This is a genomic window from Pseudomonas sp. F220, assembly GCF_057813935.1.
In genome coordinates this window covers 1-23,245 of sequence record NZ_JBVASJ010000033.1, presented here as the reverse complement: position 1 = coordinate 23,245, position 23,245 = coordinate 1, and the positions used below count along the sequence as shown (strand labels likewise).

22 protein-coding genes and 1 pseudogene are annotated in these 23,245 nt (G+C 57.4%); 10 read left to right on the top strand and 13 right to left on the bottom strand.

All coding sequences use genetic code 11. From position 1 onward, the window contains the following. Positions 1-197: 197 nt before the first annotated feature. Both ACZYSM_RS22925 and ACZYSM_RS22920 read left to right on the top strand, forming a co-directional pair. On the top strand, positions 198-1,823 hold the full coding sequence (locus ACZYSM_RS22925) for a methyl-accepting chemotaxis protein (RefSeq protein ID WP_489074880.1): 1,626 nt from the start codon (positions 198-200) through the stop codon (positions 1,821-1,823). A gap of 124 nt (positions 1,824-1,947) precedes the next feature. Next, a complete protein-coding gene (locus tag ACZYSM_RS22920; RefSeq protein WP_489074878.1) occupies positions 1,948-2,397 on the top strand; it encodes a hypothetical protein in 450 nt (149 codons plus the stop codon). A gap of 184 nt (positions 2,398-2,581) precedes the next feature. Here ACZYSM_RS22920 and ACZYSM_RS22915 read toward each other — a convergent pair whose 3' ends face one another. Both ACZYSM_RS22915 and ACZYSM_RS22910 read right to left on the bottom strand, forming a co-directional pair. After that, positions 2,582-2,896, bottom strand: coding sequence for a PepSY domain-containing protein (locus tag ACZYSM_RS22915; RefSeq protein WP_489074876.1), 315 nt, complete (start codon positions 2,894-2,896; stop codon positions 2,582-2,584). A gap of 355 nt (positions 2,897-3,251) precedes the next feature. Next, entirely contained in the window at positions 3,252-4,379 is a 1,128-nt protein-coding gene (locus ACZYSM_RS22910; protein ID WP_489074874.1) for a glycerophosphodiester phosphodiesterase, read from the bottom strand. 248 nt (positions 4,380-4,627) lie between these two features. On the opposite strand from ACZYSM_RS22910, the gene ACZYSM_RS22905 reads away from it, so the two are divergent. After that, positions 4,628-4,948, top strand: a complete 321-nt coding sequence (locus ACZYSM_RS22905) for a DUF2025 family protein (RefSeq protein WP_489074872.1) — start codon at positions 4,628-4,630, stop codon at positions 4,946-4,948. Positions 4,949-5,070: 122 nt separating this feature from the next. Here the strand turns inward: ACZYSM_RS22905 and ACZYSM_RS22900 are convergent, their stop codons facing one another. The 4 genes from ACZYSM_RS22900 to ACZYSM_RS22885 all read right to left on the bottom strand — a co-directional run bounded on the left by ACZYSM_RS22900 (position 5,071) and on the right by ACZYSM_RS22885 (position 7,376). Further along, positions 5,071-5,880, bottom strand: coding sequence for an IS3 family transposase (locus tag ACZYSM_RS22900; RefSeq protein ID WP_489074870.1), 810 nt, complete (start codon positions 5,878-5,880; stop codon positions 5,071-5,073). A 20-nt stretch (positions 5,881-5,900) separates the two neighbouring features. Beyond that, positions 5,901-6,197 (bottom strand): transposase, encoded by a 297-nt coding sequence (locus ACZYSM_RS22895; RefSeq protein ID WP_489074868.1) that lies wholly within the window; start codon positions 6,195-6,197, stop codon positions 5,901-5,903. Positions 6,198-6,336: 139 nt separating this feature from the next. Continuing rightward, complete coding sequence (locus ACZYSM_RS22890; protein WP_489074866.1) at positions 6,337-6,660, bottom strand: antibiotic biosynthesis monooxygenase family protein; 324 nt, start codon at positions 6,658-6,660, stop codon at positions 6,337-6,339. Beyond that, positions 6,657-7,376 carry a CTP synthase C-terminal region-related (seleno)protein gene (locus ACZYSM_RS22885; RefSeq protein WP_489074864.1) on the bottom strand — a complete coding sequence of 240 codons (720 nt, stop codon included), beginning with the start codon at positions 7,374-7,376 and terminating at the stop codon, positions 6,657-6,659. Before ACZYSM_RS22885 ends, ACZYSM_RS22890 begins: the two co-directional genes overlap by 4 nt. 25 nt (positions 7,377-7,401) lie before the next feature. Between ACZYSM_RS22885 and ACZYSM_RS22880 the strand changes: the two genes are divergently transcribed. Beyond that, positions 7,402-8,346, top strand: a complete 945-nt coding sequence (locus ACZYSM_RS22880) for a LysR family transcriptional regulator (RefSeq protein WP_489074969.1) — start codon at positions 7,402-7,404, stop codon at positions 8,344-8,346. A 29-nt stretch (positions 8,347-8,375) separates the two neighbouring features. On the opposite strand, the gene ACZYSM_RS22875 is transcribed toward ACZYSM_RS22880, so the two are convergent. Together ACZYSM_RS22875 and ACZYSM_RS22870 are read right to left on the bottom strand one after the other, a co-directional pair. Then, positions 8,376-8,915, bottom strand: coding sequence for a DUF1003 domain-containing protein (locus ACZYSM_RS22875; RefSeq protein WP_489074862.1), 540 nt, complete (start codon positions 8,913-8,915; stop codon positions 8,376-8,378). Positions 8,916-9,186: 271 nt separating this feature from the next. Continuing rightward, a complete protein-coding gene (locus tag ACZYSM_RS22870) occupies positions 9,187-9,795 on the bottom strand; it encodes a TetR/AcrR family transcriptional regulator (RefSeq protein ID WP_489074860.1) in 609 nt (202 codons plus the stop codon). A 203-nt stretch (positions 9,796-9,998) separates the two neighbouring features. Between ACZYSM_RS22870 and ACZYSM_RS22865 the strand changes: the two genes are divergently transcribed. Further along, positions 9,999-11,057 carry an MBL fold metallo-hydrolase gene (locus ACZYSM_RS22865; RefSeq protein WP_489074858.1) on the top strand — a complete coding sequence of 353 codons (1,059 nt, stop codon included), beginning with the start codon at positions 9,999-10,001 and terminating at the stop codon, positions 11,055-11,057. Positions 11,058-11,150: 93 nt separating this feature from the next. Here the strand turns inward: ACZYSM_RS22865 and ACZYSM_RS22860 are convergent, their stop codons facing one another. Genes ACZYSM_RS22860 through ACZYSM_RS22850 form a run of 3 tightly spaced genes read right to left on the bottom strand, consistent with a single transcriptional unit; the run spans position 11,151 to position 12,190 of the window. Next, the gene (locus ACZYSM_RS22860; protein ID WP_489074856.1) at positions 11,151-11,471 is read right to left on the bottom strand and encodes a helix-turn-helix domain-containing protein; all 321 of its coding nucleotides are present in this window, start codon (positions 11,469-11,471) and stop codon (positions 11,151-11,153) included. Then, positions 11,464-11,826 (bottom strand): type II toxin-antitoxin system RelE/ParE family toxin, encoded by a 363-nt coding sequence (locus ACZYSM_RS22855; protein ID WP_489074854.1) that lies wholly within the window; start codon positions 11,824-11,826, stop codon positions 11,464-11,466. Before ACZYSM_RS22855 ends, ACZYSM_RS22860 begins: the two co-directional genes overlap by 8 nt. 46 nt (positions 11,827-11,872) lie before the next feature. Next, the gene (locus ACZYSM_RS22850) at positions 11,873-12,190 is read right to left on the bottom strand and encodes a helix-turn-helix domain-containing protein (RefSeq protein ID WP_489074852.1); all 318 of its coding nucleotides are present in this window, start codon (positions 12,188-12,190) and stop codon (positions 11,873-11,875) included. A gap of 333 nt (positions 12,191-12,523) precedes the next feature. Between ACZYSM_RS22850 and bglX the strand changes: the two genes are divergently transcribed. The 3 genes from bglX (at position 12,524) to ACZYSM_RS22835 (ending at position 16,319) form a co-directional block, all read left to right on the top strand. Beyond that, positions 12,524-14,815 carry a beta-glucosidase BglX gene (bglX, locus tag ACZYSM_RS22845; protein ID WP_489074850.1) on the top strand — a complete coding sequence of 764 codons (2,292 nt, stop codon included), beginning with the start codon at positions 12,524-12,526 and terminating at the stop codon, positions 14,813-14,815. A gap of 617 nt (positions 14,816-15,432) precedes the next feature. Then, positions 15,433-15,564, top strand: coding sequence for a hypothetical protein (locus ACZYSM_RS22840; protein ID WP_489074848.1), 132 nt, complete (start codon positions 15,433-15,435; stop codon positions 15,562-15,564). A gap of 44 nt (positions 15,565-15,608) precedes the next feature. Then, on the top strand, positions 15,609-16,319 hold the full coding sequence (locus tag ACZYSM_RS22835; protein ID WP_489074846.1) for a DUF6933 domain-containing protein: 711 nt from the start codon (positions 15,609-15,611) through the stop codon (positions 16,317-16,319). A 27-nt stretch (positions 16,320-16,346) separates the two neighbouring features. Here ACZYSM_RS22835 and ACZYSM_RS22830 read toward each other — a convergent pair whose 3' ends face one another. Then, positions 16,347-17,309, bottom strand: a complete 963-nt coding sequence (locus ACZYSM_RS22830) for a hypothetical protein (protein WP_489074844.1) — start codon at positions 17,307-17,309, stop codon at positions 16,347-16,349. Between the two features lie 232 nt (positions 17,310-17,541). On the opposite strand from ACZYSM_RS22830, the gene ACZYSM_RS22825 reads away from it, so the two are divergent. Together ACZYSM_RS22825 and ACZYSM_RS22820 are read left to right on the top strand one after the other, a co-directional pair. Continuing rightward, complete coding sequence (locus ACZYSM_RS22825; protein ID WP_489074842.1) at positions 17,542-18,519, top strand: hypothetical protein; 978 nt, start codon at positions 17,542-17,544, stop codon at positions 18,517-18,519. 54 nt (positions 18,520-18,573) lie between these two features. Next, positions 18,574-22,086 carry an alkaline phosphatase family protein gene (locus ACZYSM_RS22820; RefSeq protein WP_489074840.1) on the top strand — a complete coding sequence of 1,171 codons (3,513 nt, stop codon included), beginning with the start codon at positions 18,574-18,576 and terminating at the stop codon, positions 22,084-22,086. A 200-nt stretch (positions 22,087-22,286) separates the two neighbouring features. On the opposite strand, the pseudogene ACZYSM_RS22815 reads toward ACZYSM_RS22820, so the two are convergent. Further along, a pseudogene (locus ACZYSM_RS22815) lies at positions 22,287-22,799 on the bottom strand (BRO-N domain-containing protein). Positions 22,800-23,245 lie beyond the last annotated feature (446 nt).

The following is a 23,245-nucleotide window of genomic DNA, read 5'->3' as shown; positions in this document are numbered from 1 at the left end:
TGACAGTTTTGTGACGGTTTGGCGGCGCGAGTCATGACCGGTGGTCGGCCCCATTAAAGAATGCGCACGGCGCGCCGATCACGCTCACGTAACCTTTCGCGTTTGGGCCATAGGCCTGGTTGTTGGTGACAGGGATGTCTGGACGTCATGCATGCCCCTAGATGGCCTGCTTTATCCCTGGCATGAGATCCCATACGATGTTTTTGCAAAAGTCCCTGAGAGCTCAAATCCTGGCGCTGCTGAGCGGCAGCCTGTTCGCGATGTTGTTGATCGCCCTGACCTGCTTTCACTTTCTCTCCAACGGGGTTCAGAGCTATCGAAACCTGATCGAAGGCCCGCTGCATACCTCGCAACTGATCGATGAGGCCAACCTGCAATTCAAGGTTCAGGTTCAGGAATGGAAAAACGTCCTGTTACGTGGCAAGCAACCGGCTGAGCTGGACAAGTACTGGAAGCAATTTGAAGATCGCCAACGCGATGTTCAGGGCATTCTTGGCCAGCTGGCCAGCCAACAGGGAATCGATGCACAGCTCAAGGCACGCATCGAGCGACTGCGTGAAGAACACCGGGCCTTGGGCACGGCCTATCAGAAGGGTCGCGACGCTTATGTCGCAGCGGGTGCTGATCCAACGGCCGGAGACGTTGCGGTCAAAGGCGTGGACCGTGCCGCCAGTGAGCAAATGAGCGAGCTGGTCAACGAGTTACGCAAGCAAGGCACCGAGCAATCGACATTGATCAGCGCCAGCGCCGATCGCACTGTGCTGCTGGGAATTGTGGTGATGCTTGCTTCGGGCCTGTTGATCGGCCTGTTCAGCCTGTGGCTGGTCAACCGCCATCTGGTGGAGCCGATCCGCAAGCTGATCGAGTATGTGGCGCAACTCAGCCAGGGTCGCTTTGCCGAGCGGGTGGCGAGCAATCGTCAGGATGAGTTGGGCAAGCTGGCCGTTGCCGCCAATACGTTAAGGGATTTCCTGGCAGAAACCTTCAGCCATTTGCAGCGCAGTGCCTCGGATCTGGACAGCGCCAGCGGTGAGCTGAATTCGATTGCAAGCCTTATGGCCCAAGGTACCAACGAGCAATTCAACCGCACCGATCAAGTCGCCACGGCGATGAACGAAATGTCTGCCACCGCTCAGGAAGTCGCCCGCCACGCCGCCGACGCGGCGCGGGCTGCCGATGATGCCGATCACTCGGCTCAGCAGGGCGAAAAGGTCATGCAGGGGACGATTCACACCATCACTCAGATGCGCGGTGAAATCGCCAATACCGCCACGGTGATTCGTCGCCTGGAGACCGACAGCGGGCGCATCGGCAAGGTGCTGGAAGTGATCCGGGGGATTGCTGAACAGACCAACCTGCTGGCGCTCAACGCTGCCATTGAAGCGGCCCGGGCCGGTGAGGCCGGGCGTGGATTCGCTGTGGTGGCTGATGAAGTGCGCAGTTTGGCTCAGCGCACCGCGGCGTCGATCATCGAGATCAATCAGATCATCCAGACCGTGCAGACCGGTGCAGTGGATGCGGCCCAGGCGATAGAGAGTGGTCAGTCGCGCAGTGAAGAAAGCGTCGAGCAGGTCACTCAGGCCGGCGCAATGCTGGAGCGCATCACTGCGGCGGTTGAAGCGATTCGAGACATGAACCGCCAAATCGCCACCGCCGCCGAAGAGCAGACCTCGGTGGCCGAAGACATTTCGCGCAATCTCACCGAGATCACCAGCATCGCCAGTACCAATCTGGACAACGTGCAGCGCACCGAAGCGGCGAGCCAGAATCTGCACGGGTTGTCGGGGCAACTGAACGAGGTGACAGCACGTCTGAGTGCATGACCGGACACCTCCAGGTGTGAGTGTGTATCGGCTCGGTGTCCGGGCCGGTACACGATAAATCTAAAGACTGAACGGTTAACGTCGATGATGGATTTATCCCTAAACCTGCATGGATCAACCGCCCATGGTCAGCATCACTTCCGTCTCGATCAACCAGACCCTTTCCACCACTTCCAGCAAAGTCGCGATCAGCGACGGCGCCGACACCAGCAAGACAGACAGCACGTCAGCGTCGGCGGCAGGCACCTCAACGAATGACACAGCGAAGGCCGCAGCGGGCGGTGCACCGGCTTCCAGCGGCAGCAGTTCCAGCAGCACAGAGTCGGATTCGGTGAAGGCCTTGCGCAAGCAGATTGCTGAACTGCAGAAGCTATTGCAGGAGCAACAGCAGCAACTTGAAGCGGCTCAGGCAGGTCAGAAAAGTGATGACGCAAAAGCTGCGGAAGTGGCCGCCGCGCAATCGCAGATCGCAACCACCTCCGGCTCATTACAGACCGCTACTGCCGCGCTTTTGCAAGCCTTGCAGGATTCGAATAGCAGCACGTCGGGGTCACTGGTCAGCACCTCGGCGTAACACCCTGCCGACCCTGTAGGAGCGAGCTTGCTCGCGATGAGGACCTCACAATCAACATTGATGCCGCCCGGTAGTCCGCCATCGCGAGCAAGCTCGCTCCCACATTAGATCTCCAGTGTTGCGAACTACTTGACGCAAAAAAAACGCGCGACCCGAAGGCCGCGCGGCTTTTACCGTGTTCCTGTTACTTGTCTTGTTTATTGCTCAGCACCTGTGCGGTTTTGGCATCCAGGTGTACGTCCCACTTAACACCTTTGGCATCGCTTAGTTCGACCTGGTAGACGTAGGCCGTGCCTTTTTGCTCAAGCTCGGTGTCGGTGATGTTGGCTGCTGTAGTGCCTGGATGCTGGGCGAGGGCGGCCTCGTTGAGTTTTTCCAGGTCCATGATAGTGCCGGCTTTGAGCAGACCTGGAATCAGGTCAGGGCGTACGTCAGCCTGGGCCAGACCAGCAGTCAGCGTCAGAGCGGCAGCAGCGAACAGGGCGGTCAACGTTTTCATGAGTTCTTTCCTTGAGGTGAGCTGTGTCAGTGGGATCAGATTAGCTCGCCGAACTTAATTCACCCTTAATTCCACCTCAGGGCGCTGTACGCCTCAGTTAACCGTGGATCAGACCGTAGTCATGCCCTAATGCCGTTCAGTTAAGCGAATGTGGTCCACTGTAGGAGCGAGCTTGCTCGCGATGGTCGTTAACGATAACGCGTGTTTACTGGCTAAACGCGGCGCTCTTGAGTCCATCGCGAGCAATCGAGCGTCGACCGGCTGCTCCTACAATTTCCTTAACTGAACGGCATTTGGGCATGCCCGAGTGACAGGTGGCCTGTCCACTCGGGTGTCTTCACGGCTGATTGATCACCTAATAGCCGTTAGCCTCCAGTAACTGCGCGACGCTGGCCGGTGCCGGGCGTTTGAAGTACTTGAGCAGCTCGGAGGTGCGGTTGGTGAAGATGCCATCGACACCGGCGTCCATTACCTTCTTGTAATCCACCGGTTCGTCGATGGTGTAGACATGCACCAACAGACCCTTGTCGTGGGTGAAGTTGTTCATCCACGGTTGTACCAGGTCCGAATAGCTTTGATCTCCGCCATCGGTCAGGGCTGCCGAAGGTCCAGTGCCAATGGCTCCTTGAGCCTTGGCGTAATCGACCCATTTCTCGAATTCGGCTTTGTCCTTGGGCTGCTGTTTAGCGTAGTAAGCGGCCTTGTCCTTCTCACCGCTGGCGGCGAAGCTGACGTTGGATTCAGGTTCGATACTGCCTTCACCGACCCACAACAGAAGGATTTTCGGTACCTGCGGCATTTCTTTTTGCAGCAGTTCCAGGCTGCTCTTCTCGAAGGTTTGCAGCACGACTTTGCCTTTTCCCTGGCCGACCGCCACATCGCTTTTCGCCAGTTTCGAGCCGGCCGGGCTCAGCCAGCCACGGTCTTGCAATTTATCTTTCAGGTCACGTTCGATACCTGGAAACTGCTTTGGCTCCTTGGTTTCGATGTACAGCCCGGGTTTGTGCTGCGGGTTGCCTTGCGCGATATCGATGATTTCGTCGAGGGTCAGGATCTTCAGACCGACATACGACGGGCGCGCACGGTCCGGGTGCGCCTTGTTGAACCAACTGCCGGCATCCAGGGTTTTCAGTTCGGCCAGGGTGAATTCGTTGGCGGTACTGTCCTTGCGCTCGGGGAATTTGATGGCAACGTCAGTGGTGCGCTGCAGGTTGTTGTCATGCAGGGCAAACAGCACGCCGTCTTTGCTGCGTTGCAGGTCCATTTCCAGGTAATCGGCACCCAGGTCACGCGCCAGTTTGTAAGAGGCTGCTGTGGATTCCGGTGCATCGAAGGATGCGCCACGGTGGGCGATCACCGCCGGGTGCGGAATGCCGGTTGCGCTGGCCAGAGCGGTCGGGCTCAGCTGGTTGCTGGCCTGTGCCTGGCCAAGGCTGAGCATCAGACTCAGCATCAGGGCGCTTTTGCGGAAGGTGGCAGGCATATTCGAAGTCCTTTCGTGGAGAGCGATATCAAAGAAGTACCTTTCTAACAATTGAGCGCCGCCAGTGCTATCGCGAAACCGACATAAACCTGAATGAGAGGCATTTTTTCAGCGCTTTTGTGCGGTCCTTTGCAGTACTCTTTGGCCAGCAGTTTCCCCGTCAGAGGGAAACCTGAAAATAGTTGCCCTCTTGCCCCGCGTGTAAACCATCGATCACCCGTCCTTCTGGACCCACAGTGAGGTTTACCATGCGCATCACTTCCGAACTTATCTGCCAGGCCGCCGACCAACTCAAAGGTTTCGTCGGTTTGAATCGCAAGACTGGCCAACATATTGTTCGCTTCAGCGAAGACTCCTTCGGCATGGACGTCGCCGATGACGCGATCATCCCCACCTGCGAGTTCGTCTGGCAGCCTGCGGCCGATCAAACCATGACCCTCAAGCGCGAGCTGATCCAGTTGCTGCTGGACCAGAACATCGACGACCGCATCAATATCACCGAGCCACTGCGGGTATACATGCGCCGCGAGGACGTGCCGGAGATTTTGGCGTTGCGTAGTTTGATGTAACCGGCGCTGGGTTGAGGGGGTGTTTCCTCGAGGAAATGGTTGACTGGTCTGACGTCATCGCGAGCAATCGAGCGTCGACCGGTGTAATGGTCCAGTTTTTTTGGACCATTCTGTAGGAGTACTTAGGCCGCCAGCTCTTCAAACAGAGCCGGTGGCAGGTGGTTCGAGGCAGAGTGGCAACGGCGGTGGTTGTAATGCGAGATAAAGTCGATCACATCCTTCTCTGCCTCAAAATGATTCCGGTAGCCGTTTTCCGGCATCCAGTTGTGTTTTAACGTTCTGAAGTAACGCTCGACCACCGCATTGTCCCAGCAATTGCCGCGCCGGCTCATGCTCTGGACGATTCGGCTTTCTGCAAGATATGCAACAAATCGGTCAGCGGTGTACTGGCAGCCCTGGTCTGAGTGAAACAACAGCTCAGGCATTGGGCGACGTATCGCTACCGCCAGCCGTAGAGCTTTGAGAGACAGCTCGGTGTCAGCAGTCCTTGAACAGGCCCAACCCACGATCCTGCGTGAAAACAGATCCATCACCACTGCCAGATACAACCAGCCATCCTTGACTCTGATGTAGGTGATATCACCTGCCCAGAGCGTGTCTGGCCGGACTGGATTAAAACGCCGGTCAAGTATGTTCGGCGCAGTGATGGCAGGTTTGGTAGCCCGGCGATAGTGGGCATAACGGGGACGTTGCCTTGACAGGCCAAGCCTCTTGATCAAGGTCCGCATTCGGTAACGCCCGATAAAAATGCCTTCTATTCTTAGCTCCCTGGATAGCCCGCGAGCACCCAGTGCTTCGCGATGTGCGCCATGCATTGCACGAATTTTGCGCTCCAGTTGCTGCGGGACAAGGCGGCGCGGCTTGGGGTTTCGTTTTGCGTAATAGCTGCTGCGGGCCAAACCGAAGATCAAGCAAAGGCGTCGAATCGACATTGCCCCTCTAACGCCATCAATCACTTGGTTCGACCGAACAGAACCTTCAGATGAGAGGGCAATTGCTTTTTTAGCACTTGGTTCTCGGCTTCGAGCAATGCCAATTTGGCCTGCAACGACTCGATCAATTCCTGATCTTGTGGCCGAGTCGGTTGCAACATTCCCGCATGCTCCCGGCGCCAGCGAAGAACCCAACGGCGCAGAGCTGTGGGCCCCACACCGGTAAGCTCACAGGCTTTAGGTATGGAGTAATTCATGTCCACAACCAAGCGAATGGCTTCCGCTTTTTCCTCGGCACTAACAACCCGATATCCCATGATGCTTCCTTAGGTCGACACTCCTACATCATGGTCCAAAAACATTGAGCCACAACACGGCTGCTCCTACAAGGATTATGCAAGACCTGTAGGAGCGAGCTTGCTCGCGATGAACTCTGAAGAACGCCGCAGCGCTCGGCTAACGCTCAAACGCGTAAGCGCGCTCAACCTTGCACACCCGTGTATGACAAGCCTCATACCAGGTCGCGCGCCCTTGTTCGCGGACCTCAGTGTGTTCGGCGTGATGTTTCCAGGCGAGGATCGCGGCCTCACTGGCCCAGTAAGACACTGTGATGCCGAGGCCGTCCTCACCCCGGGCTGACTCCACGCCGAGAAATCCCGGCTGCTCACGGGCCAGCTCAACCATGCGCTCGGCGGCTTGCCCGTAGCCTTGATCCCCCTCGGTACGCACAGAGGTGAAAATCACTGCGTAGTAGGGCGCCGCTGGTGTCTTGGCGATCATGCCCGGTACCTCGCGCAGGCCAGGAGAAATGCGCTGACCAGCGGCGGGATCGTGCCGGTCAGTGCGGCGCGTTCAGGTTGGAACAAGGTGGCGACGAAAAACGGATGCCCGCGCAGTTCGACGGCCCGCAGATCGCCTGCCGAATCGTGCCCGGTGGCACGCAGGCTTTGCGTCAGCAATTGCGTTTCGAACTCGGGATTGACGCCGTAGCGGCAGTGATAGCCTTCGCGGATGTCCAGTGCACCATAGGCGTTGGCGATCAACGAGCCTTCAACCAGGCGGATACCGTCGAGGGCCTCGACCAACGAGCAACTTAATGGCGTGAGCAGCGCGCGGGCGGCCTCTGGTGACGTCTCGCCATGCTCGGCGTCGGCCCAGCCGAGCACATTGCGTGCGTACTCAAGCACCGCGTGTTGAAAGCCGCCGCAAGTCCCCAGAAACGGTCGTTGCTGTTCCCGGGCATAACGGATGGCCAGGAGGGCGCCGTCCATATCGCGATAGGGGCTGGCCGGCACACACCAGAAACCGTCGAAGTCATTCAGCTGAGTGGCCGATGTGATGCTATCGGTGGGCAGCCACTCAAACTGCACCTTCAAATCGGCACTCTCGGCCGCCATGGTCAGCGCCAGCGGGATGGCCTGGTGGGCGATGACTTCGCGGTTGTAGTCACCGATCAGTGCGATGTGGATGCAGGGTTTATCTGAGGGGGGTTGCATGTGGTTCTCCCGGTGCGACCAAGGCTTGTTGATTCCTGAGCCCCACTATAGATTGGCGTTCGCGCAATCAATATTGGCGTTTACCCAAATGCTCAGTGCATCAACGCACTATCAACTCGATTACCCGGACCTGTCGCTGATCCTGGCGCTGGTGCGCGGTGGTTCTCTGGCCCGTGCAGCAGCCCTGTTGAAGGTCGATGTGTCGACGGTGTTTCGTGCGGTACGCAGACTGGAAGCTGCTCTGGGTCAGGAACTGTTCGACAAAAGCCGCGCAGGCTATCTACCGACCAGCATGGCGCAAGCCTTGGCCGAACAGGCTGAGCGTGCCGAGCAAGCACTGGAAGCGGCGCGCATAGGCGTGGAGCAGGGTGGGGAAGTCATCAGCGGCACGGTCCGACTGACCTGTACCGATTCGGTCCTGCAAGGTTTGCTCTTGCCGGCATTGGCGCAGTTCATGCCAACGTATCCGGCCTTGACCCTTGAATTGAGTACATCCAACGATTTTGCCAACCTCAGCCGCCGCGATGCCGATATTGCTTTGCGCCTGACCAGCACACCGCCGGAACATTTGGTCGGGCGGTGTCTGGGAGCCGTGTCGTACCGGGTGTGTGCCAGTGCGGCCTACCTGCAATCGGTCGACCCCAGTGATCTGGCCCGGCTTGCCTGGATCGCGCCGGATGACTTCCTGCCGGATCACCCCACCGTCGCCTGGCGTCGTCAGCAGTTGCCCGGCGTGCTGCCAAGTTACCGCTGCAACAGCATGCTGTCGGTCACCGAACTGGTGCGTGCCGGTTTGGGGGTTGCGGCGCTGCCGGACTTCCTGATCGGCGAAACGGGGATGCAACCCTTGAGTGAACCCCTACTCGGTTACGACACCAGCCTATGGCTGCTGACCCGCCCGGACTGTCGCGCCTTGCGCTCGGTGGTGACGCTGTTCGATGAGTTGGCGCGCAACGTTCGTTTGCCTTAGCAATGGCCCGGACCTCTTGGGTTTTCAGCTCACGCTTTGGGCTCATCCTTGCGTACAAAATGCTGATGCATTTCCGAGGTCAGGTTTTCGATACGCTCGGTCAGGGTCTTGGTCATCTCGGTCAAACGGGTATTTTGCTCAAGTAATTCCAATAGCTGTGCTGTGGTCTGGGCGGCTTGTAGCTGCCGTTCGGAGTTGGCAGTGGCAATGGCTTCACGGTGCTGGGCATCAGCGTCGGAATGGGCTTTGTCCCGGGCCGCCTGGCGAGTTTGAGCGAGCAGAATCAGCGGAGCGGCGTAGGCTGCCTGGAGGCTGAAGGCCAGGTTCAGCAGGATGAACGGATAGACGTCAAATTGCGTCACTCCAGCCAGGTTGAGGCCAATCCAGATGACGACAATCAGTGTTTGTGCGCCGAGGAAGGTCGGCGTACCGAAAAACCGTGCAAAGGCCTCGGCCTTCAAGGCAAAACTGTCATTGCCGAAGGTGGTCGCCAGATGGGCGTGGGGGCGGTGAAAACGCAGGTGATCGACTTTAGCGCCGGGTTCTACTTCGGGTTTGACTGAGTTCATAGTGCTCTCTGCAATGCCATGGGACTGGCGCCTACTATAGCCCCGAGCACTCGGATCTGAGGAAAACCTCTAAGGGTTTCCAGTGGGGGCCTTTGCCTCGTTGTTTTTTTTAAGCCCTGCACCCGTTTTTTCAGAAACACTTTGTCGTGATTTACTTGGCGTCGCTGCTCGTCGGATAAACCGCATGAACAGTGTCATTTATTCCAGGCGGAACAATCAGTGCCCTTCGTAGGCTCAATGGAGTCTGATAGTCCCTCCGCGACTGGGCGAACTACAGCTGATAGAAGGCTAGGAACATATCCAGTGCAGACTCTACAACGGTGGTCTGCATCTCGGGCGACAACGCCGGCTGGCCCATGGAGATTTGTGGCCAAAAGGCGAACGCCTTGATCAGCCCCTGCACCTGTTGTGCGGCGAAACACGGGTCGACGGGTTTCAACCTGCCGTCAGCCTGGGCTGCGCGAATCCACACGGTGAGGCCTTCCTCGCGCTCACCCAGCCTGGCGACCATGTCCTGGGCCCGCTCAGGAGTGTGGATTGTGGCGGCAATCGCCACACGCGCCAGGTCGAGAAGATTGTTGTCCGCCAACATGTGCAGTTTGGCCCGCAACAACCCTTCCAGTTGCTCGCGTAGCGGGAGATCTCTGTGGTAGATCGTGTCCTGCTGAGCGCTGATGCTGGTCCATAATTTATTCAGGATCTCGGCGAACAACTCTTCCTTGCTGGGGAAGTGGTTGTACACCGTGCGCTTCGAAACTCCGGCCGTGGCGGCTATCTTGTCCATGCTGGTGATGTCGAAACCGTTGGCACGGAATTCGACAATGGCCGCCTGGATGATGGCTTCGCGTTTTCGGTCGGTGAGGCGCAGTAGAGCTGTCATAAATTGGCTTCGGCGGGTTAATTGGAAATTACACTCAGCAGTTTACTTAATCTCTTGTTTGTTGCAATCTAGAAACTACACGGTGCAGTGTAAATGCGCAGTGAAGAAATAGAGTTTTCGGCTGAAGCGTGCATGCATTGGCCAGTTATCGTCCAACAACGGAACACCGGAACCTCACGGGTTTCCTTGGAGTCACATCAATCATGGCCACTCTCTCATCTCGCGCCCACGGCGCCCCCCGCCTCAAAGCGTCTTTGCAGGACGAAGGTCATTACCGTAACCACGCGACAGTGCCGCGCGAAGGCATTCGCAAAACCTTGCGGATATTCTGGAACATGCTGTTCCACAAACCGCGCAATACTCGCCCGGCCGGGGTTATTCCTGTTCAAACCCTGACCCGCGAAGCGCTGTTGGCTGCGCCGAATCACAGCGTGTTTCGCTTGGGCCATTCGACTGTGTTGCTCAAGTTGCACGACAAGTTCTGGCTGACCGACCCGGTCTTCGCCGAGCGCGCGTCGCCAGTGCAATGGGCCGGCCCGCGGCGCTTCCATCAGCCGCCCATCAGCCTGGAAGAATTGCCACCGATTGAGGCGGTGATTCTTTCCCACGATCATTACGACCACCTCGACCATCAATCCATTCTCAAACTGGCCGACAAAGCCAAATACTTCCTCGCGCCACTGGGCGTGGGCGATACCTTGATCAAATGGGGCATCGACGCCAGCAAAGTGCGCCAACTGGATTGGTGGCAGGGCACGGAGGTGGACGGCATTCGCTTCATCGCCACGCCATCGCAACACTTTTCCGGCCGCGGGCTGTTCGATGGCAACAGCACGCTGTGGGCGTCTTGGGTAATGATCGACGGTGACACCCGGATCTTCTTTAGCGGTGACACCGGCTATTTCGATGGCTTCAAACGCATCGGCGAGCAGTACGGCCCGTTTGACCTGACGCTGATGGAAACCGGCGCCTACAACGTCGATTGGCCGCATATTCATATGCAGCCAGAGCAAACCCTCCAAGCGCATATCGACCTCAAGGGCCGCTGGTTGCTGCCGATCCACAACGGCACGTTCGACTTGTCGATGCATGCCTGGCACGAACCCTTCGACCGTATCCTGGCCCTGGCCTGGGAGCGAAATGTCTCCATCACCACGCCGCAAATGGGTGAAGCGTTCAACCTGACTCAACCCCAGCGTGGAGGCGCATGGTGGCTGGAGGTCGAAAGCGTGGCTGATCAGATCGTCGTCAACAGCGTGTAATCCTGTGCCCAGCCGGGCCAGGCGCTGGATAGACGTAACTGCCAGAGCGTCGGAAGCGGGGTCACACCCATCTGGCCTGAGATAACTGGTGCCTTAAGCGAAAACCACCTCAATCCGACCTTCGCGCCTCGATCTTGGGGCCGATTTGACGATGATTTGCACATCGCGTCCCAGTCGGGAAAGGCACTCCATCATCTTCGCTTCGCTGATGCCGCGAAACTTTCCCCGAAGCATCTCGGAGAGCTTCGGTTGCGACAGCCCTAGAATCTCTGAAGCCTGAACCTGAGTGAGGTGTTGTGCCTTGATGATTTCGCCGATCTTTGCAGCAAGTTGGGCTTTAACCCGCATCTCATTGGCGTCGGCATGCCCAAGGTCTTTGTAGACGTTACCGGTGCTTTCTTCGATTTCAATCATGTTCCGATCCTCTTGCATGATCTTGAGCCGCCCGAAGTCTCTTCTTGATCAGATCTATTTCGCAGTGTGCGGTTTCGACTCCCTTGGTCGACTTTTTCTGGAAGCAGTGAAGGACATAGATGGCCGTACCAAATCGAACGGTATAAACCGCTCGATAAGTATTTGTGTCGAAGTCTTCAACCACCTCAAGCAAGCCTGCACTGCCAAAGCCCTTCAATGGTTTCGCTTGCGGATGCTTCCCGCCATCTTGTGCCAGGTGGAGGGCAAATCCGAAAACATCCTGGACATCCACGGGCAGTTGTTTGAGGTCTTTTTTGCTACTGCTAACCCATAGGAGTGGCTTCCATGTACTCATTAAAAATATACCTATATGGGGATAATCGTCAACGAAGAAACTGCGCTTACTCAATCATCGCGTAATCATCCCGCCCGACCGGATCAGGTGTGGAACCTTTGATGTTCATCCCTCTACCCGGCGCGAAGCCCGGGAAAAACACCAGACCTTCTGCCTCCAGCCGAAATGCCAAGGCCAAACGAGTGACGTCCAGCAAGTCACCTCGTGCTTCATACCGCTGGATGGCGTCTACTGAAACCCCTGACTCTTCAGATAACTGCTCCCGGCTCCAGCCCAATAGCTCGCGAGCCTGTGCGCAGTGTTCTGGGGTGAATTGATAAAGGGCGATACGTTCGAGGGTGATTTTCATCGCAAGAGAGGCCATGGTTTTCTCCGGGGCTCGAGAGTGGCGATTCAATAAAATACTGTGTTTTTGTACAGTTGTTTTATCCCCGGATCAAACTCATTTTTTGATCGATTCTATTTTTCCGCTCAGACAGGCTGTTGGCGCTTGCCCTGGTACTCGGCATGTCCCAAGCCCTTCGATGGCTATCATGATGAGCATGGGGTGCCAGGTAGCGTTTTTGCGCTTGGGAAAGCGGTAGCCACCCCCATTGTTCACTCTCGTCTAGTTGTTGGAGCTGCCTGTAGACATTGATTTTCCTTTGGCCGAGTCTAGGGCTCAGCAACCTTACTGTTGGTCCGAGGACGGACAAAAGTGAAAATGACAACGGTGGTGAGCCTGATCATTTTGCTGCTTTGTCAGTCGGCGTGGGCTGAGGTGCATTCCGTTCCCGGGGATGACAAAGCATTGTTCATCGCCAATCTCATGCAGCGCATGACGCTTGAAGAAAAGATCGGTCAGCTCAGACTGAACTGCATCAGCCAGCAAATGCCTCAAGAGACATTTCTTGAAGAGGCTACCCTTGGGCAAGTCGGTGGCCTCTTTTATGTGGCTGGTCGTTCGGACCTCCGGGCGTTTCAGGACGCCGCCTTACGCAGTCGTTTGAAAATCCCGTTGTTCTTTGCCTACGATGTCATTCACGGTCATCGCACGCTGTTTCCGATTGGCCTCGGTCTGGCTTCCACCTGGGACATGGACGCCGTCGCTTTGAGCGCCCGCATCGAGGCGAAGGAGGCGAGTTCCGATGGCCTGGACATGGTGTTTTCCCCCATGGTCGATATCGCCCGAGACCCGCGTTGGGGGCGGGTGTCTGAAGGTCTGGGCGAAGATCCTTATATGGCTTCGCGTTATGCCCAAGTGATGGTCAACGCGTTGCAAGGGTCGACACTGGGTGCCGCGGACAGTGTCATGGCCAGCGCTAAGCATTTTGCGTTGTACGGTGCGACGGAGGGCGGCCGCGACTACAACTCGGTCGATATGAGCCTGCCCAGGATGTATCAAGACTATTTGCCACCTTACCGTGCTGCCGTAAAGGCTGGCGTGGGGGCCATGATGCTGACCTACGTCGCAATCAATGGCATGCCCGCCACCTCCAATACCTGGTTGATACATGATTTGTTGCGCAGGCAGTGGCATTTCAAAGGTCTGATCATCAGCGATTTCGATGCGGTCAACGACTTGGTTACCCATGGCGTGGCGCGTGATGGCCGAGAGGCCGCCATGAGGGCGATCAAGGCAGGGGTAAACATGAGCATGACCGACACGCTGTATCGAGATGAGCTGCCGGGACTGTTGAAATCAGGAGATGTCTTGCCGGAGGAAATCAACGAGGCTGTGCAAGCAGTGTTGGGAGCCAAGTACGATCTGGGGCTTTTCACAGATCCTTATTTGCGAATTGACGCCGCCCATGAAGACCCGCAAGATATCAATGCCGAGTACCGTCTACACCGAGCACAGGCCCGTGAAGTCGCGCGCAAGAGTCTGGTGCTGTTGAAAAATCAGGCCGATGTATTGCCGCTCAAAAAGGACGGAGTGTTGGCTGTTGTCGGGCCCTTGGCGAAAAGCCGTCTCGATATCCTCGGTACCTGGAGCTCTATCGGATCGCCGGTGCAGGCGGTATCGGTCTATGACGGTATCGCCAATGCGTTGGGTGACCCAACCCGATTGCTTTACGCCCGGGGCGCCGATATCACGGATGACCCATCGGTCCTCAACTATCTGAATCAGCCCGGCGCCAACCCGTCCGATGTGGAGGTCGATCCACGCCCTGCACAACAAATGATCGAGGAAGCGGTCAAGGTCGCTGAGCAGGCCGACATCGTCGTCGCGGTGGTAGGGGAGTCCCGCGGCATGTCGTATGAAGGCGCGAGCCGTGCCAGCCTGGGATTGCCGGGCTATCAGTCCGATCTGATAAAAGCACTGAAGGCCACTGGTAAACCCTTGGTGCTGGTCCTGATGAACGGCCGTCCACTTTCCATTGGAAAGGAACAGGCCATCGCCGATGCTGTGCTGGAAACCTGGTACAGCGGTACCGAAGGCGGCAACGCGATCGCTGATGTGCTGTTTGGAGACTACAACCCTTCCGGGAAACTGCCGATTACATTCCCACGTTCCGTGGGCCAGATTCCGACTTACTACAACCACTTGAACACCAGCCGGCCACCCCGGGCGGATAATCCTCGCGCAGTGACCTCTCGCTATTTCGACGAGGCGTACGGTCCGCTTTACCCCTTTGGTTTCGGTCTGAGCTACACGCAATTCAGTGTGTCCGAGGTGACGTTGACCAGCAAACGCATGGAGCGCAGCGATACGCTGGGTGCGAGCGTCGTCGTGAAAAATACCGGGCAGCGAGAGGGCGAGACGGTTGTGCAGCTTTATATTCGGGACGTGAGGGCATCCATCAGTCGCCCCGTCATGGAGTTGAAGGGCTTTCAGAAGGTCATGCTTAAGGCTGGGGAAGAGAAAGTCATTTATTTCACCCTCAGCGAGGATGATCTGAAGTTTTACAACGCGCATTTGAAGTACGCGGCGGAATCCGGTGAGTTCAGGGTGCTGATCGGACTGGACTCTCAGAATGTGAAAGTACAGAGTTTTGAGCTGCTGTAAGGCCGAGGCAGTGCTCAGTTAAGGAATTTCTGGCTGCACACATTCCTCCGTAGCAGCTGCCGAACCTGCAAGCCTGCGTTCTGCTCATGTAGCAGCTGTCGAGCTTGCGAGGCTGCGTTCGGCTGCGCAGCAGTCGTAAAACCAGGCGCTGCGATCTGTCAGTCAAACCGCATACGCATGATTTACGACTGCTGCGCAGCCGAACGCAGCCTTCGGCAGCTGCTACGGACCGCGTAGAAGCTTAACCCCCCACCCAGCGGCGGGTGTGCCACAGGACATTGCCTTACAACGTGATCAGAAAAAATTCGGTTGGAATGAACCTGCAATTGCCGCAAAAATAGGCGCGTGCTCGTTTCCCTATTCATGGATTTTCATAGGAGGACCTCATGCAAATATCTGAAAGCGATTGGAAAAAATTCAAGCTTCTGAGGCAATTGGCCCTGGACCGTTTCTGCCAGGGTGTTCTCGACGACGCTCAAACCATTAGCTAACACGACGCACTCTCCGCACATGCCCGGTATGGAATGTTGTATGACCTGGTACACAACCGGAACAAGGATATGGTTCGAGCCTTCGACTACTTCAGTCGCTCATCCGCAGTTATGAGTTTGCGTTTTATGGTCATGTACAATTTGCTGATCGACGCCGAGTTGTCGGTGCTCAGTGAGGACACATTGCGCGGCGTGGAGGACGTCGTCAGACAGCCCTACGAGCTGAAGTGGGTGGAAGAAATCGTGCGCCAGGAGTGACGGGAGTCGTTCTGAGGACGGACATTTATCAAAGAGGAATGGGGATGTTGGTCTTCAACTGCACCGAGGCAGCCAGCGATTTTTTCAGTCGTGTTCACAAGGGTAAGAAAATCACGCCTGTCCAAAACCCACCTTCGGTCACTATCGCTGACGATCACGCGGGCGACTCGACGTCAGCGCTTTCGCAATGGCTGGTGCATGCCATCAGCGTCCAGCGCAAACACGTACTGCTGGCGATTCACCTGCAAACACGATATTGCATGATCTTCGCCGACATGAAAAAAGCCGATGTGGACGGCTTTGTTCAGGCCTTCACCCAGCGTTGGATGAATAACATGCTGGATCATGCGATGCAGAGTGGAGTGCTGGAGTGGGTCGAGTACCCATCCATGCATGAGCGTTTCACGGAGTTCAATCGGGAGTTCAGTTTTTACCGGCGCAGCGACCGGAGTGCTCAGGGGCATCTCAACGAAATAGTATGGATTTTCAAAGAGTACGCCGCCGATGCAGGGTGTCTGCTACCGGATGAAGTAGCTGCGTCAGGCTATGACACTTGGACCAACCGAACCCCTCGAGGCAGCAAGGGCCATAAAAACCTCTACTTTCCTGATGAGGAAATGCTGATCCACTGGTTACAGAAATTCTGTGGGGCCAGCGAGGCAAGTGCCCAAGAGGCTCGTGAGCTGCGCAGTCAGCTGAACAGAGAACGTTATGCTCAAGAATGGGCGCTTCGAAAAGCTGAATTGGGTATCTAAAACCCCCGCAGGGGATCGTCTGACCTGCTACTTCCCCTCCAACCCCGGCACCTCGCGAATGATGAAATGGTCCAGATTCTCGATATCGCCACTGAATACCCCGAACGTCTGCTCGGGGTTTTTCTTGCTCGGCACTTGCTTCAACTCCGGCGTCACGCCATAGAAGAAGCAATACAGTTCCCGCTCGCTATCAATGGCGTTCTTGATTTCTTCGAGGAAGGCTTTGCGTTTGCGGTAGTTCTCGATCAGCTGTTTGCTCAGGTAGACGTTCACTGAGTAAGGCTTCTTCTCGACCCAGACCTTCTTCTCGAAGTCGATCCGGAAGCTGGTTTTGTAGTCTTTGATCTCCTTGATCTTGCCCCAGTAAATCAGCCCCTTGTTGTCTTGCAGGTACTCGATCTTCTTGAAAAACGACCCATAAGACGCCGTGTGCTCGCCAATTTTCAGAGGCATGCGTTTGAGGGTGTCTTTGTCGTCGAAATTCGACACAAAGCATTCCACCGGGTGGGCAAACACGCTGGTCTTGTCCGGCGCCGTTTCACGGGGCGTTTGCTCCGTCGGCGTGTTCGCAGACGGTGTCTTCAGCTCATCCCGTGGAGAGGCGACACCTGCCGCCGAACTGGGTGGTTTGCGCACATACTGGCGACGCGTCAGCAGCAACTCAGACGGGAAATGCTCCTCCCGATCGTTATCACCCTCGGCATCCTCTCCGGCCACCAACGCTTTGGAACTGACATAAGGACAGCTTTCAGCGTGCCGGGTGCTGGGCAGATTCTTGAAATGCGGCGTCCTTACATAGTTGACGTTCTTCGCATTGAACGTACCCAACACATTCTGCGCATCAAACGCCGCGCGGCACTCATCGTTAGGGCACTGAAAGCTTTCCTTGGCCGAATCGAACGCCATCGTCTCGTCGAAATTCAAATCCCGCACGTCATAGATCGACAGCTTTTCGTCGAGGCTGAGGCAGTAGGCGTTGTCGAATTTCATTGGCTCGCTGATCCTGAGAAGGGATGGCCTATTAATAGCGGGTGAGGCTTTGGGGTGCACCCACTCTTTTACACTCGTCGCCGGTATTGGGCGGGATGTGCTCACGAATGGACAAGACCCAATACCTTAACTAGCGTTGTGCAGTGGCAGCAGTGCTCCCGTCCTTGTCATAAGGTGCCATCCCGAGCTGACTGCCCATCCTGTCGTTAGCCATGCCAACAAGGAGGTCGGGATGTTTGGATCGGTCGTTCTGGACGCTATCCTCGGGATGCTGGCGCTGTTCACACTGCTCGGAATCTGCATCACCACCCTCACTGAAATTATTCAATCCTTCTTCCAGAAAGTCAGGGCAGCGTACCTCTACGACGCGCTGAAACTGCTGTTCGCCGGCAAATTGAAAGCGCTGACCGATAAGGACATGGACTTCTTTCAGCAGGTACTCGATCACCCGGTGATCAAGGCCATGGCGCCGCCCGGCAAACGTCCCAGCTACCTGGACCCGGGAATGTTGGCGCAGGTCGTAATTGATCTGCTGTTGCGCCGAGACGACACCACGGTGCTGGATATCCCGCTTGAGCAACTCAACGAAGCGCTGGCCAAGGGCATCGCGCAAATTCCCTCGGACCATCTGCGTCGTGCACTCTCGACACTACTCGCAGCGGCCCAAGCCAAGGTCACGACTGCGCAGGAACTCCTGTGCTCGTTTAAAACCCGGTTGGAACAATGGATCAATGCGGTCATGGACCGCGCCCAAGGCTGGACGCGACGCAATGCCAAAGTCGTGTCGCTGGTCTGTTCGCTGGTGATTTGCCTGGTGCTCAACGTCAATGCGTTCGACCTCATGCAAGGCCTGGTGCGTAATGACACCTTGCGGGCGGCGGGCATGCAGATGGCCAACAATCTGGTGAAAGACAACTCGCCAGCTACGCTCGATCAAGTCTGCGCGAGCCGGGACGACAAAGCCCAGTGCCAGTTTGACTCTGCGTTGAGCAGTTTGCAGGCGCTGCCTCAGGGCGCTATCGGCTGGAATAACCTGCCAGCATTTTTACAGCACGATCAGAAAAACAAAACGGTTTGGTTCGGCTACTGGTTGCTTGGGGTCATGACGGCGGCGCTAGCGGCCTCGTTGGGTGGCGACTTCTGGTTCAAGATGTTGAGCCAGATGATTCGCCTGACAGGTAGCAAAACCGTCCAGCCGCCCAAGCCCTGAGCGCTTCGAAACCAGAGACGTCGAAATCAGGCACTTCACTTCAGGGAGCGAAACATGCCGAACAACTGGCCCGCCGAGATTGAGCACGTCGTCGTGCTGATGATGGAAAACCGTTCCTTCGATCATTTGCTGGGGGATTACAGCAGTATCAATCCTGCGTGCGAGGGCATCGACCGCCACACACCCAGCACCAATCCGCTGACGCTGGCCAGTGGCAGTTCGATCGTGATCACCCAAGCGCCGGAAACTGCGGACTACTTCGCCCTGTGGGCGCCGCCCGCACCCTCGCCACCGGCAACACCTGCGAAGGACAGCGAAGGTTTCGACCTCGGTCATGAGTTCGTCGATGTGGTGAAACAACTGGACGTGACACTCAAGACCAGCCTGACCGCACCCAAGCTCGATGGCTTTGCGCAGGACGCCTACGACAAGGCCCGCACGGACCTGAAGGTGTACAAAACCTGGTCCCAATCCATGGCCCAGCGGGCGATGAACTACATCCCGTTCGGCGCCACGCCGGCCGCCGATCCGCTGCCTGCGATCCAGGGGTTGGCGCGCAACTTCACCGTGTGCGACCGCTGGTTTGCGTCGGTGCCGGGCCCGACCTGGCCGAACCGTTTTTTTGCCATGCTCGGCAGTAGCAACGGTCACTTGCTGATGCCGTCCACGGGTACCGTGCTGGCCGGTATCAAAAGCCTGATTGCGCAGTTTGGCGGCGACAGTATTTTTTCGCTACTGCGGGACAAGGGCCACGATGTGCGCATTTATTCCGACGGTGCTATCCCGTTGGCGGCGCTGGTCAAGGGTGGTTTGCAGCATCTGAGCATCGACGACTTCAAGTCGGATGTCGCCGGTAACAAACTCCCCGAACTGTCCTGGATCGAGCCGAGCTATGGCCTGCTCAATGGCAAACTCGGGCCCAACGTGTCGCATCATCCACCGGAAGACCTGCGCTTTGGCGATCAGTTTATCGGCGAGGTGTTCAATGCCTTGTCGGCCAACACGGACCTGTGGAACAAGACGCTGTTTGTGCTGCTGTACGACGAGCATGGCGGCTTCCATGACCATGTGGTGCCACCGACCTGTGTTTCGCCCAATGCAACGTCTGATGTCGACTGGCCCAACCCCTTCACCCGACTCGGCATTCGTGTGCCGGCGATCCTCGCATCGCCGTGGCTTAAACCGGGTTTGATTCCCTGGACGGGCGCACTTGACCAGCAGCATTACGATCACACCAGCCTGCTGGCCTTTCTTTGCGATCATTTCAAGTTACCGCGCAGCGCCCTTGGTCCACGGGTGGTAGCGGCCCAGCACTTCGGCAATGCGCCGATCTGGCGCAGCGCCGCGAGCGTGACTCCACCGCTGCAACTGGCATCCACCGCGGTCCCAAGCCGCGCCGGGTTGCCATTGATCGAGTCCGAACTGGCGACACAAAGCCGGCAGGTTGTGGACAGCGCCACGGGTTATCTCGACGGTCTTGATCCGGAGCAGATCTGGAAAAACAGCGCCCAAGGCGTCAGCAATTTCATCGACAACCGCACCCGGGCACTGGTTGATCCCGGCCTGGCTGCCCTCACGTCCGCCGCGCCGAGTGCGGACAGCCTGGAGGCGAAACTGCGGCGTCTACAAGACCTGATGGTCACCGCGTACAGTCAACCCGCTGGTGCTCCAACCACTGCGCAGCCTGTCAGCAAAGCTTTGCAGGCTGAGCCCGGGCCGGGTGTTGCGCCCGCGCGACTGCGAGTCCTCTGCCTGCCCGGTGTGGGATTCACGCAGGCCGCCAGCGGGCAGGGCGGCACCGACGCGAACTGGCAGGAACAATGGCGCACGCTGATCCGCAGCCAACTGGCGCAGAACGGTCGCGTCATTGATGACCAGGACATTGATTTTCTACCCTTTGATGATCAGCTCAAGGAGGGGCCGGACTTCGCCCAGATCACCCGAGGCCTGGCGATGTTGCGGGCAGACGCCAGTGGCAAGGCCGACGAGACCTTCGGCAGCTGGGGTCTGCCGGTCAATCAAATGTTACGCACCACCGTTGGCGCTATTGTGCAATGGATCGAAGACGCCGACTTGCGCACCGTACTGACCCAGCATCTGTTGGCGAAGATCGAGGCGTTCGACCCGCAGATCATCTTCGCCCAAGGGCTGGGTAGCCTGATCGGTTACGACGCCTTGCGCCGTTCGGTGGCCAAGAAAGGCTCGGCGCTCAAGCGCATCGACGGCCGGGTGTTCGTCAGCTTCGGCTCGCCCATTGCGCTGCCGCTGGTGATGCGCGAAGTGTGGGGCGGGCGGGTCATGCGCTTGAGCGAAAACGGTCGAGGCATCCGTCGTTGGTTTCACCTCTATAACCCCAACGACGGCTTGCTGACCCGGCCAATCACTTCGCCGGACTCGGCGCGCATCGACTTGCAAACCGAGTTCAGCGTGCCGCTGCGTGATGACCTGCTCGACCTCAACCATGCGGCCCAGGCCTACTTGTCGGCACCCACCAGCCAGACCAGCCTCTGGCCACAACTGGCCCGCGACGTGGTGGCGGCACGCATTCTGGAAGTGCCGGCGTTTCTGTCCCGCAGCGGGCAACGCAAACGCCGTGCCTTGGTGGTCGGCATCAACGATTACCCGGACCCGAGTGCCCGCCTCGACGGCTGCATCAACGACACCTACCTAATCAGCCGCATGCTCCAGGAAAGCGGCTACGACGCTGGCGACATTCGTTTACTGCACGACGCCCGAGCGACGCGGGCGAACTTCGTCGAGCGCCTCGAATGGCTGGTGGAAGGTGCCCACGCCGGAGACGAGCGAGTGCTGTTCTATTCCGGCCACGGCACCCAATTGCCGACCTACAGCAGCAGTGGCGAAGCCGACCGCATGGATGAAACCCTGGTGCTCTACGACTTCGACTGGGACGACGAAAACACCCACTTCACCGACAAACTGTTCCGCCAGTTCTACAGCCACCTGCCGTTCGACCCGGACGGCCACGGCGCCAAACTGACAGTGATGTTCGACTGCTGCTACGCCGGCGGCATGACCCGCGGCACCGGCCGCGTGCGCGGCATCACCCCGCCCAGCGACATCCGCCACCGCATGCTGCGCTGGGACCCCTACGCCGGCGACTGGGACCGTCGGGTGTATGCGGCCGACAGCGACGGCCGCGACTTCAGCGCACACGACAGCAAATCCCGCCTACTCACCCGCACCCGCAGCACCCAAGGCGCCGCCACCGGCCTGCGCCCCGACAAAAAAGCCCAACTGCTGCGCCAAGGCAAACTCTACGGCCACCACGGCCCCTACATGCCCCTGATGCTCTACGCCGCCAGAGAAAACGAAAAAGCCAGCGAATACCAGGTCGGCTCCAACAGCTACGGCGCCTTCACCTACGCCGTGGTGGAACAACTGCGCAAGCTGCAGCAGGAGGATGCGACGTTGGGGTTTGATCAGTTGATTGCACGGGTGGGGAGTGTGCTGAGCGCACGGTCGCTGGGGCAGACGCCGGAGATTGTCGGGCCGAGTGGGGTTAGGGAGGCGGTGTGTCCGTGGCGGATTAGTGGGTTGGGTGGGTGAGTCCGTAGCGGTTGGTGCGAGCAGAAAAAAGGGCCGCAGAATTTTCCTGTGGCCCTATTAACATCGGGATTTCCGAACCTGGCGCAGCTCCCCCCGTAGGAGCATGGCTTGCCAGCGATGGCGTTGGCGAATATGCCACATAAAACAAATCCGCCGCCGGTGTCTCAGGCGACGGATGGTTTCAATACAACAATCAACGATCAGAACCCTCGTAAAACGCGTGATGCTTTCCGCCACCAGGTTTCATGCTGATTTCCCAACGGACCATCTGCTAACACACAAGGCATGTCCCGCAACCGAATCCAAGGCTCATCCTGCCAATGCAGCATGCAGAGGGACATTTTCGGCCAATCCAGCACACTCAATGTCGGCCGCTCCACTGTCTGCAACGGCCGTGCATCACGCAATGCCGGCACCACCTGATGTGTCAGCCACTCACGCAACAACCGATACTCCGGGCAATAGTGATAAACCAACAAGGCGTACACGCCTGACTCGCTCAGCATTAGACATTCCTCCGCTGCGCCGTGAGCGTGTACCAGCATCATCTACCGTTGGTCCGCATCGAGCTTGCGCGACATGCGCTCGTCGAGGTACTTGCCCATCAAGCGCCCCAAATCATGGGCGCAGAACCAAACCTGGTTTTCCATCAGAAGGGCATGAAGATGGATGTTATGACGAATGAAAAGGATGGGTATGAGTGGTTCAGACATGACGGGCCTCCTTGGATGGAAGCGCTTGAATTGCTGTGCGGGTACGACGGGTTACCTTCATCGTGAAGGTCAGGTTATTAGGCATTTCCTTTACCTCTGGCTGCTTTCTTAGGGCATTCGTTATGGGTGTCGGGAGCTAAGAAACCCACCAGAGACGGGCCGGACATATTCCCCTTTCGGGTCTTGTATTCGCCCACTCCCGACATAACGGGGATTTTCTCGCAGGCGTAGAAAAACCGCAGACGAAAAAAAGCCGCATGACTGTCGGGTGCGGAGGGCCGCTCTGGTTGGGGCGTTTCTTAGGCGCCGAATTGAGAGCCTAGTGTCCTGAGCGTGTAATTCGTTTATCTAAAAGCATATCGATATACTGACCAGACTTCGACCTCACTGAGCAGTAGTGCACATGGCCAAGCCCGCCGCCCCATTCGTTTTAACGCCATCTGACT